This is a genomic window from Snodgrassella sp. CFCC 13594 (assembly GCF_001590725.1).
Lineage (GTDB): Bacteria > Pseudomonadota > Gammaproteobacteria > Burkholderiales > Neisseriaceae > Snodgrassella.
On record NZ_LQXR01000026.1, the window covers coordinates 1 to 15,545 of the forward strand.

At 46.7% G+C, this 15,545-nt stretch carries 9 protein-coding genes, 1 tRNA gene and 2 pseudogenes; all 12 read left to right on the forward strand.

All coding sequences use genetic code 11. The annotated features are described in order from the left end of the window. The first annotated feature begins 7 nt into the window (after positions 1-7). The 12 genes and pseudogenes from A2F46_RS10855 (at position 8) to fusA (ending at position 15,474) form a co-directional block, all read left to right on the forward strand. Positions 8-83: transfer RNA gene (locus A2F46_RS10855), tRNA-Trp, on the forward strand. 64 nt (positions 84-147) lie between these two features. After that, on the forward strand, positions 148-603 hold the full coding sequence (secE, locus tag A2F46_RS10860; protein ID WP_066570382.1) for a preprotein translocase subunit SecE: 456 nt from the start codon (positions 148-150) through the stop codon (positions 601-603). A 2-nt stretch (positions 604-605) separates the two neighbouring features. Further along, entirely contained in the window at positions 606-1,139 is a 534-nt protein-coding gene (gene nusG, locus A2F46_RS10865) for a transcription termination/antitermination protein NusG (protein WP_066570385.1), read from the forward strand. Between the two features lie 124 nt (positions 1,140-1,263). After that, positions 1,264-1,695, forward strand: coding sequence for a 50S ribosomal protein L11 (gene rplK / locus A2F46_RS10870; protein WP_066570387.1), 432 nt, complete (start codon positions 1,264-1,266; stop codon positions 1,693-1,695). Then, the gene (gene rplA / locus A2F46_RS10875) at positions 1,696-2,391 is read left to right on the forward strand and encodes a 50S ribosomal protein L1 (protein WP_066570390.1); all 696 of its coding nucleotides are present in this window, start codon (positions 1,696-1,698) and stop codon (positions 2,389-2,391) included. A 249-nt stretch (positions 2,392-2,640) separates the two neighbouring features. Further along, positions 2,641-3,144 (forward strand): 50S ribosomal protein L10, encoded by a 504-nt coding sequence (gene rplJ, locus A2F46_RS10885; RefSeq protein ID WP_066570393.1) that lies wholly within the window; start codon positions 2,641-2,643, stop codon positions 3,142-3,144. 51 nt (positions 3,145-3,195) lie between these two features. Further along, a complete protein-coding gene (gene rplL / locus A2F46_RS10890; RefSeq protein ID WP_066570396.1) occupies positions 3,196-3,570 on the forward strand; it encodes a 50S ribosomal protein L7/L12 in 375 nt (124 codons plus the stop codon). Between the two features lie 203 nt (positions 3,571-3,773). Then, positions 3,774-7,954, forward strand: a pseudogene (gene rpoB, locus A2F46_RS10895) (DNA-directed RNA polymerase subunit beta). 53 nt (positions 7,955-8,007) lie between these two features. Next, positions 8,008-12,191: pseudogene (gene rpoC / locus A2F46_RS10900) on the forward strand (DNA-directed RNA polymerase subunit beta'). Positions 12,192-12,413: 222 nt separating this feature from the next. Beyond that, positions 12,414-12,785, forward strand: a complete 372-nt coding sequence (gene rpsL, locus A2F46_RS10905; protein ID WP_066570398.1) for a 30S ribosomal protein S12 — start codon at positions 12,414-12,416, stop codon at positions 12,783-12,785. Positions 12,786-12,882: 97 nt separating this feature from the next. Continuing rightward, the gene (rpsG, locus tag A2F46_RS10910; protein ID WP_066570400.1) at positions 12,883-13,353 is read left to right on the forward strand and encodes a 30S ribosomal protein S7; all 471 of its coding nucleotides are present in this window, start codon (positions 12,883-12,885) and stop codon (positions 13,351-13,353) included. 18 nt (positions 13,354-13,371) lie between these two features. Further along, positions 13,372-15,474, forward strand: a complete 2,103-nt coding sequence (gene fusA / locus A2F46_RS10915; protein WP_066570402.1) for an elongation factor G — start codon at positions 13,372-13,374, stop codon at positions 15,472-15,474. Positions 15,475-15,545: the final 71 nt, after the last annotated feature.

Sequence of the window (15,545 nt, forward strand, 5' to 3'; positions counted from 1 at the left end):
GTTTTGTAGGCCAGTAGCTCAATTGGTAGAGTATCGGTCTCCAAAACCGAGGGTTGGGGGTTCGAGACCCTCCTGGCCTGCCAAAAAATAGACTAACCGGCCTGAGTGCCGGTTAGTCTTTTGTGTATTAAAACAGAAGGTGGTTTTATGGAAAAGAACACATCGCAAGATGTTGTCGCTAAGCCCAGTAAATCGCAATTAAAAGCTGAGGCAAAGCTGAAATTGCAACAAGAGCAACGACAAAGTAAGCGGGCTGATTCGGTTAAGTTTATTTTGGCGGCTATATTGGTGGCCGTTGGTGTGTGGGCGTTTTATGCATTGGCGGCGCAATTGCCGGTGTATATCCGTTCTCTATTCCCTTTGGTGGGGGTGGTTGTTGCAATTGCGATTGTGTTCTTCTGGACTGCGACTGGGCGTGAATTGACTTCATACGTGCGCGAATCTGTGGTAGAAGCCAAGAAAGTGGTGTGGCCCGAACGCAATGAAACGTTGCGCATGACCTTGTTCGTGATTGTGTTTGTGGCCATTTTGGCCTTATTCATCTGGGGCGTTGACAGCTTGATTTCATGGCTGTTTTTTGACATCTTTATGAAAAGGAGCTAGTCATGGCAAAGCAATGGTATGTGGTCCATGCTTATTCAGGGTTTGAGAAAAATGTGCAAAAAACCTTGAAAGAACGTATTGAGCGCGAAGGTATGAGCGATTATTTCGGTCAGGTTTTGGTGCCAGTAGAAGAAGTGGTTGATATTAAAAATGGCCGCCGTAGTATCACCGAGCGTAAATTCTTTCCCGGCTACGTGCTGGTGGAAATGGATATGACCGATGAATCGTGGCACTTGGTAAAAAGCACTCCACGTGTGACGGGTTTTATTGGTGGTACAGCGAATAAGCCATTGCCTATCCCTCAGCGCGAAGTAGATACGATTTTGCATCAAGTGCAAAGTGGCGTAGAAAAACCCAAGCCCAAAGTGGAATTTGAAGTTGGTCAGCAAGTACGTGTAAATGAAGGTCCTTTTGCTGATTTTAATGGGGTAGTTGAAGAGGTGAACTACGAGCGCAATAAGATGCGTGTGGCTGTACAAATTTTTGGTCGCGAAACACCAGTAGAATTGGAATTTGCTCAGGTTGAGAAAATTTAACCACAAATTTATCCAGATAAGTGACCGATTCTTGTAAAGAAATTATTTTTTCTTTATAATGATCGGTCAGTCTTTTTGGGGAGCGGCTTAGGCTGCGTTTGACCCGTTAATTGGAGTATTTAAAGTGGCAAAAAAAATTGTCGGCTACATTAAACTGCAAATCCCTGCAGGTAAAGCCAATCCATCTCCTCCGGTAGGCCCTGCTTTGGGTCAGCGCGGTTTGAATATCATGGAATTTTGCAAAGCATTTAATGCAGCAACTCAAAGTGTTGAGCCTGGATTGCCAATACCGGTTGTGATTACTGCTTTTGCGGATAAGTCCTTTACCTTTGTTATGAAAACCCCGCCTGCATCCATCTTGCTGAAAAAAGCGGCTGGTTTGCAAAAGGGCAGTGCTAATCCATTGACGCAAAAAGTGGGTACGGTGACTCGTGCACAATTGGAAGAAATTGCCAAAACCAAAGAGCCAGACTTGACTGCCGCTGATTTGGATGCTGCTGTTCGTACCATTGCTGGTAGTGCCCGGTCCATGGGCTTAGATGTGGAGGGTGTGTAAATGGCTAAATTGTCTAAACGCATTCAGGCCATTCGTGCCGCCATTGAAAGCGACAAATTGTATGCGATTGATGCAGCTTTGGGCTTGGTAAAGACCAATGCCACTGCTAAATTTGATGAATCAGTTGATGTGGCCATTAATTTGGGCGTTGATCCGCGTAAATCGGATCAAGTGATTCGCGGATCTGTGGTGTTGCCTAAAGGTACTGGCAAGAGCGTGCGTGTGGCGGTGTTTACCCAAGGCGCTAATGCAGAAGCAGCTAAAGAAGCAGGTGCTGATATTGTTGGTTTTGAAGATTTGGCTGCGGATGTTAAAGCCGGTAACCTTAACTTCGATGTCGTGATTGCTTCTCCAGACGCTATGCGTGTGGTTGGTCAGTTGGGCACCATTTTAGGCCCGCGTGGTTTGATGCCAAATCCCAAAGTGGGTACAGTAACTCCTAATGTGGCTGAGGCCGTTAAAAATGCCAAAGCTGGTCAAGTACAGTATCGTACTGACAAAGCAGGTATTGTGCATGCCACCATTGGTCGAGCTTCATTTGCAGAGGCTGATCTACGTGAAAACTTCAATGCACTATTGGACGCTATTGTGAAAGCCAAACCGGCTGCGGCTAAAGGCCAATATTTGAAGAAAATTGCCATTTCCAGCACTATGGGTGCGGGTGTGCGTGTTGACAGTTCTTCTGTTAACAGCTAAACCGTTTCAGGCAGCATATTGGCTGCCTGAATAAAATTTATTGTTATGCAGTATTGCATAACAATAATTGGGCTACTTAGAAATAAGTAGATGTCCAAGACCGTAGGGAGCATCTGCTTTAAAATTCCCCTACGCAGACGGTAGTCCCAGATTTTATTTTGTAAGTTTTGCTTACTTATGTCTTTTTGGGTTGCCGCGCTGGGTGGAGTGGTGAATGCCACTCTGATTGATAACAGTGGGAGGTAGACCTTGAGTCTCAATATTGAAACCAAGAAAGCAGCCGTAGCAGAGATTAGCGAAGCCATTGCTAATGCTCAAACTATGGTGATTGCTGAGTACCGTGGTGTCAGTGTTGCTAGCTTGACTGAGCTGCGCGCCAATGCCCGTAAAGCAGGTGTATACCTGCATGTGTTGAAAAACACATTGGCTCGTCGTGCAGTAGAAGGAACGTCTTTCGCCGCTTTGGCTGACCAAATGGTTGGTCCGTTGGTTTATGCGGTGTCAGAAGATCCTGTGGCAGCGGCAAAAGTACTGCACCAATTCTCGAAAAAAGATGACAAAGTTGTTGTCAAAGCCGGTTCTTATAATGGCGATTTGTTGGATGTGGCCCAAGTGGCTGAGTTGGCCAGCATCCCGAGCCAAGAAGAACTGTTGGCGAAATTGTTGGGCATTATGCAAGCACCGGTATCCGGTTTTGCTCGCGCCTTGGCTGCTTTGGCTGCCAAGAAAGCCGAAGAAGAAGCCGCCGCGTAACTTTGCTCTTGAATACATACGAAACAATCAATTTAATTGGAGTTTGATAGCATGGCTATTACTAAAGAAGACATTTTGGAAGCCGTTGGTAACCTGACCGTGATGGAATTGAACGATTTGGTTAAAGCGTTCGAAGAAAAATTTGGCGTTTCTGCTGCAGCTTTGGCTGTTGGTGGCGGTGCTGCTGCTGGCGGTGCTGCTGCTGCGGAAGAAAAAACCGAATTTGACGTGGTATTGCTCGAAGCTGGTGCACAAAAAGTAGGCGTTATTAAAGTGGTTCGTGCCATTACTGGCTTGGGCTTGAAAGAAGCCAAAGACTTGGTTGACGGCGCACCCAAAACTGTTAAAGAAGGTGCTGCTAAAGCAGAAGCTGAAGACATCAAGAAACAGTTGGAAGAAGCGGGCGCTAAAGTCGAAATCAAATAATTTTGACTGTGTTTTACAGGCTGGTGGCTTAGGCTACCAGCCTGCTTTCGCTTGTCTAGCGCAGGTGAATTTTTATAAATATTTACATTTATACGTAATATTTTTCATTATTTTACATTTATAGACGTAAATAAATCCTGTGAAATGCAGTTTTCTATTTATAAACAATTACTTGCCAAACCTCCCTTCACTGGAGACTGTCCATGTCCTACTCCTTTACTGAAAAGAAACGCATCCGCAAGAGTTTTGCCAAGCGCGAGAATGTGTTGGAAGTGCCATTTCTATTGGCTACTCAACTTAATTCTTATGCCCAATTCTTGCAGTTGGATAAGCCTTTTGACCAACGTCATGACGTTGGTCTTCAGGCAGCCTTTAGCTCGATTTTCCCGATTGTGAGCCACAATGGTTATGCCCGTTTGGAATTCTCTCATTATGTTTTGGGCGAGCCGCTGTTTGATATCCAGGAATGCCAATTGCGTGGCATTACCTTTGCTGCCCCTTTGCGAGCACGCATTCGTTTGGTGATTTTAGATAAGGAATCATCCAAGCCTAATGTCATTAAAGAAGTCCGTGAGAACGAAGTGTACATGGGCGAAATTCCACTAATGACACCCAGTGGTTCTTTCATTATTAATGGTACCGAGCGTGTGATTGTGTCACAGCTGCACCGCTCACCGGGCGTGTTCTTTGAACATGACCGTGGCAAATCTCATTCTTCTGGTAAGTTGCTGTTTTCAGCGCGCATCATTCCTTATCGTGGCTCTTGGTTGGATTTTGAGTTTGATCCCAAAGACTTGTTGTATTTCCGTATTGACCGCCGTCGCAAAATGCCCGTAACCATTTTGCTGAAAGCATTGGGTTTTAGTGCCGACCAAATTTTGGATATGTTCTACGATAAAGAACATTTTTATTTGGGCAAAGATGCTGTACACACTGATTTGGTTGCATCACGCTTAAAAGGCGAAACTGCTAAATTTGATTTAGTGGATAAAGATGGCAATGTCTTGGTGCAGCAGGGCAAACGCATTACTGCTAAAAACATTCGCGACATCGCTGCAGCTGGTATTGAACGCTTGCAAGTGGACCCAGAAAACCTGATTGGCAAGGTATTGGCCGCTGATGTGGTTTCCACTGAATCAGGTGAAGTATTGGCCAAAGCCAATGATGAAATCACGGAAGAATTGCTGGCTCAATTTGACATTCAAAGCGTGAATGAAATTACCACTTTGTATATCAATGATTTGGATCAAGGTGGCTATATTTCTAACACTTTGCGTACAGATGAAACAGCAGACAAACAAGCAGCTCGTGTGGCCATTTACCGCATGATGCGTCCAGGAGAACCACCTACCGAAGAAGCCGTTGAAGCTTTGTTTAACCGCTTGTTCTTTAGCCATGACAGCTATGACTTATCGCGTGTTGGCCGTATGAAGTTTAATACCCGCACCTATGAGCAAAAGCTATTGGAAGCACAACAAAATAGCTGGTATGGACGGTTAATGACGCAAACTTTTGCCAATGCGGTAAAAGAGGGTGATTTGGTGTTGACGGTGCCTGACATCGTTTCCAGTATTGCAACGCTGGTAGAGCTGCGTAATGGTCATGGTGAAGTAGATGACATCGACCATTTGGGTAACCGTCGTGTGCGCTCTGTGGGGGAATTGGCTGAAAACCAATTCCGAAGTGGTTTGTCACGCGTAGAGCGCGCTGTAAAAGAGCGCTTGAATCAGGCTGAATCAGAAAACTTGATGCCGCATGATTTGATCAACGCCAAGCCAGTGTCTGCTGCCATTAAAGAATTTTTTGGTTCAAGCCAATTATCGCAATTTATGGATCAAACCAACCCATTGTCTGAAATTACACACAAGCGTCGTGTTTCAGCCTTGGGCCCCGGCGGTTTGACGCGTGAACGTGCTGGTTTTGAAGTGCGTGACGTACATCCGACTCATTATGGTCGTGTCTGTCCGATTGAAACGCCAGAAGGGCCGAACATTGGTTTGATTAATTCATTGGCCGTGTATGCGCGTACCAATGAATATGGGTTTTTAGAAACGCCTTACCGTCGTGTGGTTGATGGCAAAGTAACCAATGATATTGACTACCTGTCAGCGATTGAAGAAGGACGTTTCGTCATTGCTCAGGCCAATGCTGATTTGGATAAAAAAGGCCATTTAACGGGTGATTTGGTTACATGTCGTGAAAAAGGCGAAACCATCTTAGCTACGCCGGATCGTGTGCAGTACATGGACGTGGCTACCGGCCAGATTGTATCTGTTGCTGCTTCCCTCATTCCGTTTTTGGAACACGATGACGCCAACCGTGCTTTGATGGGTGCCAACATGCAGCGTCAAGCAGTACCTTGCTTACGTGCTGAAAAACCACTGGTGGGTACTGGTATTGAACGCTCAGTAGCCATTGATAGTGCGACTGCTATTGCAGCACGACGAGGCGGCGTGGTGGAGTTCGTTGATGCCAATCGTGTGGTAGTGCGAGTTCATGATGATGAAGCGGCTGCCGGTGAAGTGGGTGTAGACATTTACAATTTGATGAAATTCACTCGCTCTAACCAATCGACCAACATTAATCAACGTCCGGCTGTGCAAAAAGGCGATGTATTGCAGCGTGGTGACGTGATTGCTGATGGTGCTTCGACTGATTTGGGCGAATTGGCTTTGGGTCAAAATATGACCATCGCTTTCATGCCTTGGAATGGCTACAACTACGAAGACTCGATTTTGATTAATGAGCGTGTGGTAGCGGAAGATCGCTATACCTCTATTCACATCGAAGAATTGAATGTGGTTGCACGTGACACCAAATTGGGTGCAGAGGAAATCACCCGTGATATTCCAAACTTGTCTGAGCGTATGCAAAATCGTTTGGATGACTCAGGCATAGTCTACATCGGGGCGGAAGTGGAAGCTGGCGACGTTTTGGTGGGGAAGGTGACGCCTAAAGGGGAAACGCAGCTAACGCCAGAAGAAAAATTGTTGCGTGCTATTTTCGGTGAAAAAGCCAGTGATGTGAAAGACACCTCGTTGCGCATGCCGACTGGTATGAGCGGAACCGTGATTGATGTCCAGGTGTTTACCCGCGAAGGTATCCCACGTGACAAACGTGCTCAATCCATTATTGATGCGGAATTGAAGCGTTATCGTCAGGATTTGGCCGATCAATTGCGTATTTTCAATGACGATGCATTTGATCGCATTGAGCGCTTGATTGTGGGGCAAAAAGCCAATGGCGGCCCTTTAAAATTGGGTAAGGGCAAAGAAATCACCAAGGACTACTTGGTTTCATTGCCGAGTAAGCACGATTGGTTTGACATTCGCATGGCAGATGAAGCTGTGGGCAAGCAGGTTGAGTTGATTAAAGAAAGCCTGCAAGCCAAACATGAAGAATCTGATGCGTTGTATGAAATCAAGAAGAAAAAATTGACTCAAGGTGATGAGTTGCAACCGGGCGTGCAAAAAATGGTTAAGGTATTTATTGCCATTAAGCGTCGCTTGCAAGCCGGTGACAAGATGGCAGGTCGTCATGGTAATAAAGGTGTGGTATCGCGCATTTTGCCCGTGGAAGACATGCCATACATGGCCGATGGGCGCTCTGTTGACATCGTACTGAACCCTTTGGGTGTGCCGAGTCGTATGAATATTGGTCAGATTTTAGAAGTGCATTTGGGCTGGGCTGCTAAAGGCATCGGTGCCCGCATCAATAAAATGCTGGCTGAAAAGCGCAAGGTAGCCGAAATTCGCAAATTCTTGGACAAGGTTTATAACAACAGCGGTAAGCAGGAAAACCTGGCAGAGTTGAGCGACGATGAAATTTTGACCTTGGCAGACAATTTGCGTAAAGGGATTACCTTGCGACGCCTGTATTTGATGGTGCTGAAGAGGCAGAAATCAAAGCCATGCTGGCCTTGGCCTACCCAGAAGATGACGATGACGTGCAAAAACTGGGCTTTAATGATACCCGCACCCAAGTCACCTTGTATGACGGTCGTACCGGTGAGGCATTTGATCGTAAAGTCACCGTGGGTGTGATGCATTATCTGAAGTTGCACCATTTGGTTGATGAGAAAATGCATGCCCGTTCAACTGGGCCGTACAGTCTGGTAACGCAACAGCCACTGGGTGGTAAAGCCCAATTTGGTGGTCAGCGTTTTGGTGAGATGGAAGTATGGGCGCTGGAAGCCTATGGTGCTGCCTATACCTTGCAAGAAATGTTGACTGTGAAGTCGGACGACGTCACTGGCCGTACCAAAATGTATGAAAACATTGTCAAGGGCGAATACAAGATTGATGCCGGTATGCCGGAATCCTTCAATGTGTTGGTTAAGGAAATCCGCTCTTTGGGCTTGGACATCGACTTGGAACGTTACTAATCGGCATTTGCCGCTTTCAGGCAGCCTGAAAGCGGCTACCGTCAGGAGCACATATGAAAGCTTTACTAGACTTGTTTAATCCGTTGCAAAACGCCGGTGTTGAAGAAGATTTTGACGCCATTAAAATCGGCATTGCCTCTCCGGATACCATTCGCTCTTGGTCTTACGGGGAAGTTAAAAAACCGGAAACCATTAACTATCGTACGTTTAAACCAGAACGTGACGGCTTGTTTTGCGCCAAAATTTTTGGCCCCATTAAAGACTATGAATGTCTTTGCGGTAAATACAAACGCCTGAAATTTAAAGGGGTGACTTGCGAAAAATGTGGCGTGGAAGTGACTTTGTCCAAAGTTCGCCGCGAGCGCATGGGCCACATCGAACTGGCAGCACCGGTTGCGCACATTTGGTTTTTGAAATCCTTGCCATCTCGTTTGGGCATGGTATTGGATATGACACTGCGTGATATCGAACGCATTTTGTATTTTGAAGCCTATGTGGTTACTGATCCCGGCATGACTTCATTGCAGCCGCGCCAATTGCTAACGGAAGAAGACTATTACGCCAAATATGAAGAGTTTGGTGGTGATTTTGAAGCAAAAATGGGTGCAGAAGGTATTCGTGATTTGTTACGTGCCATGGATATTGGCCAAGAAATCACAGTTTTGCGTCAGGAGTTGTCATCCACCAGTTCTGATACCAAAATCAAGAAAATTGCTAAGCGCTTAAAAGTGTTGGAAGCATTCCAGCGTTCTGGTATGAAATTGGAATGGATGATTATGGACGTGTTGCCGGTATTACCGCCGGATTTGCGCCCATTGGTACCCTTGGATGGTGGCCGTTTCGCCACGTCTGATTTGAACGATTTGTATCGTCGCGTGATTAACCGCAATAACCGGCTGAAACGGTTATTGGAATTACGAGCCCCTGACATCATCGTGCGCAACGAAAAACGTATGTTGCAAGAAGCTGTGGATTCTTTGCTCGACAATGGTCGTCGTGGTAAAGCCATGACTGGTGCAAACAAACGCCCATTAAAATCATTGGCCGACATGATTAAAGGTAAAGGCGGTCGCTTCCGTCAAAACCTGTTGGGTAAGCGCGTTGACTATTCAGGCCGCTCGGTTATTACTGTAGGCCCGTACTTACGTTTGCATCAATGCGGGTTGCCGAAGAAAATGGCATTGGAATTATTCAAACCGTTTATTTTCCATAAACTAGAGTTGCTGGATCCCACGGTGACCACCATTAAAAAAGCCAAAAAAATGGTGGAGCAAGAAGAACCAATCGTTTGGGATATCTTGGAAGAGGTGATTCGCGAACATCCGATTATGCTGAACCGTGCTCCAACCTTGCACCGTTTAGGTATTCAGGCATTTGAACCGATTTTGATCGAAGGTAAAGCCATTCAGCTGCATCCATTGGTATGTACGGCATTCAATGCCGACTTCGATGGTGACCAAATGGCTGTGCACGTCCCATTGAGCTTGGAAGCGCAGATGGAAGCCCGCACGTTAATGTTGGCCTCCAATAATGTACTGTCACCCGCCAACGGCGAGCCCATTATTGTGCCGTCGCAAGATATTGTATTGGGTTTGTATTACATGACCCGCGACAAAATCAATGGCAAAGGCGAAGGTACGCTGTTTGCGGATGTAAAAGAAGTCCACCGTGCATATCAAACCCGTCAGGTGGAATTGGGTACCAAAATTACGGTGCGCTTGCGTGAGTGGGTGAAAAATGAACAGGATGAGTTTGAACCTGTCATTAATCGCCATGAAACCACTGTAGGTAGGGCTTTGCTGTCTGAAATTCTGCCTAAAGGCTTGCCGTTTGAATACATTAACAAAGCATTGAAGAAGAAAGAAATTTCTAAACTGATTAATGCTTCATTCCGTCGTTGCGGTTTGCGTGATACGGTGATTTTTGCTGACCATTTGATGTATACCGGTTATGCATATTCTACCCGCGCCGGCATTTCTATTTGTGTCGATGATATGCTCGTGCCGGCGGCAAAACCAAAATTGCTGGCTGAAGCCAATGCCGAAGTGAAAGAAATTGAAGACCAATATCGCCAAGGTTTGGTGACCAATGGCGAGCGCTATAACAAAGTGGTGGATATTTGGGGCCGTACTGGTGACAAAATTGCCAAGGCGATGATGGATAATCTGTCGACCCAAAAAGTTCAAGATCGAGAAGGCAAAACTGTAGATCAAGAATCGTTCAATTCTATTTACATGATGGCCGACTCTGGCGCCCGCGGTTCAGCTGCACAGATTAAGCAGCTTTCCGGTATGCGTGGTTTGATGGCGAAGCTGATGGCTCGATTATCGAAACACCCATTACGTCAAACTTCCGTGAAGGCTTGACAGTATTGCAATACTTTATTTCCACGCACGGTGCTCGTAAGGGTTTGGCCGATACCGCCTTGAAAACGGCTAACTCAGGTTATTTGACGCGTCGTTTGGTGGATGTCACCCAAGATTTGGTGGTGGTTGAAGACGATTGTGGTACGTCTGATGGTTTCGTCATGAAAGCCGTGGTACAAGGTGGCGATGTAATTGAATCATTGCGTGACCGTATTTTGGGTCGCGTGACAGCAGAGGACGTGGTTGACCCCAGTAATGGGGAAACCTTGGTGGAAGCCGGCACCTTGCTGAATGAAACCTTGGTTGAATTGATTGATAATTCAGGCGTGGATGAAGTAAAAGTGCGCACGCCGATTACCTGTAAAACCCGTTATGGTTTGTGTGCCAAATGTTATGGTCGCGACTTGGCACGCGGTAAACTGGTGAATGTGGGTGAATCTGTCGGCGTGATTGCGGCACAGTCCATTGGTGAACCAGGGACACAGTTGACAATGCGTACCTTCCATATTGGTGGTGCGGCTTCTCGCGCCGCAGCAGCCAGCCAAGTTGAAGCCAAATCTGGTGGCACTGTGCGCTTCTCCAGCCAGATGCGCTATGTGACAAATAATAAGGGCGAATTGGTGGTGATTGGCCGTTCTTCTGAAATCGTGATTCACGATGACATTGGTCGCGAGCGCGAACGGCATAAAGTACCATACGGCGCTTTATTGCAGGTAAAAGATGGTGATGTGGTGGCTGCGGGTAAAACCCTGGCGACTTGGGATCCGCATACGCGTCCGATGATCACTGAATTTGCTGGCCGAGTTCACTTCGAAAATATTGAAGAAGGCGTAACTGTAGCCAAGCAAACCGATGATGTGACTGGTTTGTCTACTTTGGTGGTGATCGACGGCAAACGCCGCTCTTCTACTCAGTCTAAATTATTGCGCCCTACGGTGAAATTATTAGACGCAAATGGAGAAGAAGTGCGCATGCCTGGCAATGATGCGGTTGTCTCTATGGCATTCCCGGTTGGGGCGGTGATTACCGTGCGCGAAGGCCAAGAAATTGGTAAAGGGGATGTGCTGGCACGTATTCCACAAGCTTCCACCAAGACCCGCGATATTACCGGCGGTTTGCCGCGCGTGGCCGAGTTGTTTGAGGCACGTATTCCGAAAGATGTGGGTATGTTGGCTGAGGTCACTGGCACCGTATCATTTGGTAAGGAAACCAAGGGCAAGCAGCGACTGGTGATTACGGATGGCGATGGTGTGGCTTATGAAACTTTGATTTCGAAAGAAAAACAAGTTTTGGTACATGATGGTCAAGTGGTGAATCGTGGTGAAATGATTGTGGATGGCGCTGTTGATCCGCACGATATTTTGCGCTTGCAAGGCGTGGAAGCTTTGGCTCGCTACATTGTGCAAGAGGTGCAAGAAGTATACCGTCTGCAAGGTGTGAAGATTTCTGATAAGCATATTGAAGTCATCATTCGTCAGATGTTGCGCCGCGTGAATATAGCGGATGCCGGCGAAAGTCATTTCATTACGGGCGAGCAAGTTGAACGTGCCGATGTGATGGCCGCCAATGAAAAATTGGTGGCTGAAAACAAAGAAACGGCTCGCTTTGAAAACATTTTGCTGGGTATTACCAAGGCTTCATTGTCTACCGATTCATTTATATCGGCTGCATCTTTCCAAGAAACCACGCGTGTCTTGACCGAGGCTGCCATCATGGGCAAACGCGACGATTTGCGCGGGCTGAAAGAAAATGTAATTGTGGGTCGTTTGATTCCAGCGGGTACAGGTTTAACGTACCACCGTACTCGTCGTCAGCATTGGCAAGAACAGGCTTTGGAAGAAGCGATTGAAAGCCGCCAAAACGAAGAATAATGTTGCATACTGAGTCGCAATGAACGTAACCGCCGATTTTTATTATCGGCGGTTTTCTTTTCAGGCAGCCTTTTGTGGCCTGAAAAGCAAGATGTTGTTTTTTATTGATGACTCAGTTTATTCGTTGGGTTGGTGGCTTGACTAAGTGTTTGCAAAAACGTTAAAATTCCGCTCTTGTCGGCATGGTGTCGACAAGTATTGACTCAACAGGAAAAGAGAAAAATGCCTACTATCAACCAATTGGTACGCAAAGGACGTAAAGCACCCGTTTACGTTAACAAAGTACCAGCTTTGGAGGCTTGCCCCCAAAAACGTGGTGTGTGTACCCGTGTGTATACCACTACTCCGAAAAAACCAAACTCAGCTTTGCGTAAAGTATGTAAAGTGCGTTTGACCAATGGATTTGAAGTGATTTCTTACATTGGCGGTGAAGGCCATAATTTGCAGGAACACAGTGTGGTTTTGATTCGCGGCGGTCGTGTAAAAGACTTGCCGGGTGTGCGCTATCACACAGTTCGCGGTTCTTTGGATACTGCAGGCGTGAAAGATCGCAAACAATCACGTTCTAAATACGGTGCAAAACGCCCTAAATAAGCCAACCTGTCGGCAGTCAATCCACTGTCGAGTAAGTGAATATTTATCTGAATATTCGCGGGCAATGATGCCCAACTGAATAATTGAAGGAATAGAAATGCCAAGACGTCGTGAAGTGCCTAAGCGCGAAGTATTGCCGGATCCAAAATTCGGCAGCACTGAATTGTCTAAATTTATGAACGTGGTAATGATTGACGGTAAAAAATCTGTGGCTGAACGCATTGTGTATGGTGCACTGGCCCAGATTGAAAAGAAAACCGGCAAAACCGCCATTGAAGTATTCAATGAAGCCATCGCTAATGCCAAACCGGTTGTGGAAGTAAAAAGCCGTCGTGTGGGTGGTGCTAACTATCAAGTTCCTGTTGAGGTTCGTCCGGCTCGTCGTTTGGCTTTGGCCATGCGTTGGGTGCGTGATGCCGCTCGTAAGCGTGGTGAAAAATCCATGGATCTGCGTTTGGCTGGTGAGCTGATTGATGCTTCAGAAGGCCGTGGCGGCGCTCTGAAAAAACGTGAAGAAGTGCATCGTATGGCAGAAGCCAACAAAGCCTTCTCTCACTTCCGCTTTTAATTGTGAAAGGCGATTATTGTGGCTCGTAAAACTCCTATCGAACAATATCGCAATATCGGTATTTCTGCCCATATTGACGCTGGTAAGACCACCACTTCAGAACGTATTTTGTTCTACACCGGCATGACCCATAAATTGGGTGAGGTGCATGATGGTGCGGCTACCACTGACTGGATGGAACAAGAGCAGGAACGTGGTATTACCATTACTTCCGCTGCTGTAACCACCTTCTGGAAAGGTATGGCCGGCCAGTTTAAAGAGCATCGCTTAAACATCATTGATACCCCGGGACACGTGGACTTCACAGTAGAAGTAGAACGTTCTATGCGTGTATTGGATGGCGCGGTAATGGTGTACTGTGCTGTGGGCGGTGTTCAACCTCAGTCTGAAACTGTATGGCGTCAAGCCAATAAATACAAAGTGCCACGCGTGGCCTTTGTGAATAAAATGGACCGTCAAGGTGCCAATTTCTTCCGCGTGGTTGAGCAAATGCAAACCCGTTTGCGCGCCAACCCCGTGCCTATCGTTGTGCCTGTGGGCGCAGAGGATGGTTTTGAAGGCGTGGTGGATTTGTTGAAAATGCAAGCCATTGTGTGGGATGACACCACTCAGGGCTTGAAATTTGAATACGAAGACATTCCAGCTGATTTAAAAGATGTGGCCAACGAATGGCGCGAAAAAATGGTGGAAGCTGCGGCCGAAGCCAATGAAGAGCTGATGGAAAAATACTTGGGCGGCGAAGAGCTGACTGAGGAAGAAATCGTTGCAGCCTTGCGTGCTCGTACTTTGGCTGGTGAAATTCAACCAGTATTGTGCGGTTCTGCATTTAAGAACAAAGGCGTTCAGCGTTTGTTGGATGCGGTGATTGAATATTTGCCAAGTCCGGTAGACATTCCGCCTGTAACTGGTGAAACCCCGGATGGCGAAAAAGCCAGCCGCAAAGCCAGCGATGACGAAAAATTCTCTGCTTTGGCATTCAAGTTGATGAATGACAAATACGTGGGTCAATTGACATTTATCCGCGTGTATTCCGGTGTGGTTAAATCGGGTGACAATGTCATTAATTCAGTTAAAGGCACGCGTGAACGCATTGGTCGCTTAGTACAGATGAAAGCCAATGACCGTGATGAGATCGAGGAAGTACGTGCTGGTGATATTGCCGCTGTTATTGGTTTGAAAGACGTTACCACAGGTGAAACCTTGTGTTCTGAAGACACGCCAATTATCTTGGAACGCATGGAATTCCCAGAGCCAGTAATTCACGTGGCGGTGGAACCCAAAACCAAAGCTGACCAAGAAAAAATGGGTATTGCCCTGAATCGCTTGGCCAAGGAAGATCCGTCTTTCCGTGTGAAAACTGATGAAGAATCTGGCCAAACCATTATTTCTGGTATGGGTGAGTTGCATTTGGAAATCATTGTGGACCGCATGAAACGTGAGTTTGGTGTGGAAGCCAATGTGGGTGCGCCTCAAGTGGCTTACCGAGAAACCATCCGCAAGCCGATTGAGTCTGAATACAAATACGTGAAACAGTCTGGTGGTAAAGGCCAGTATGGTCACGTTGTGATTAAGATGGAACCATTGGAACCGGGTGGCGTGAACTATGAATTTGTCGATGAAATTAAAGGTGGTGTGATTCCGCGCGAATTCATTCCGTCTGTCGATAAAGGTATCCAGGACACCATGACTACCGGTATTTTGGCTGGTTATCCAGTGGTAGACATCCGTGTTCGCTTGATTTTTGGTTCTTACCATGATGTGGACTCTTCGCAAATCGCGTTTGAATTAGCCGGTTCAATGGCATTCAAAGATGGTATGCGTAAAGCCTCTCCGGTGTTGCTGGAGCCCATTATGGCGGTAGAAGTGGAAACGCCTGAGGACTATATGGGCGACGTCATGGGTGACCTTAACCGTCGTCGCGGCATTGTGTTGGGTATGGATGATGACGGTATTGGCGGCAAGAAAGTTCGTGCTGAAGTGCCGTTGGCAGAAATGTTTGGGTATTCAACAGACTTGCGTTCTGCTACTCAAGGCCGTGCAACATACTCTATGGAGTTCAAAAAATACGCCGAAGCCCCAAATAATGTGGCTGAGCAAGTTATTGCTGCCCGCAAAGGCTAAGGCTGTTGAGGCTGCCTGAATATTCAGGCAGCCTGTTGTTCTTTAATCGATCTTTACAAGGAAACTTAGCT

Bases quoted from the DNA above. Each gene is read 5' to 3' on its own strand.
- nusG (WP_066570385.1), top strand. From the start codon at position 606: ATGGCAAAGCAATGGTATGTGGTCCATGCTTATTCAGGGTTTGAGAAA.
- rplA (WP_066570390.1), top strand. From the start codon at position 1,696: ATGGCTAAATTGTCTAAACGCATTCAGGCCATTCGTGCCGCCATTGAA.
- secE (WP_066570382.1), top strand. From the start codon at position 148: ATGGAAAAGAACACATCGCAAGATGTTGTCGCTAAGCCCAGTAAATCG.
- rpsL (WP_066570398.1), top strand. From the start codon at position 12,414: ATGCCTACTATCAACCAATTGGTACGCAAAGGACGTAAAGCACCCGTT.
- rplL (WP_066570396.1), top strand. From the start codon at position 3,196: ATGGCTATTACTAAAGAAGACATTTTGGAAGCCGTTGGTAACCTGACC.
- rpsG (WP_066570400.1), top strand. From the start codon at position 12,883: ATGCCAAGACGTCGTGAAGTGCCTAAGCGCGAAGTATTGCCGGATCCA.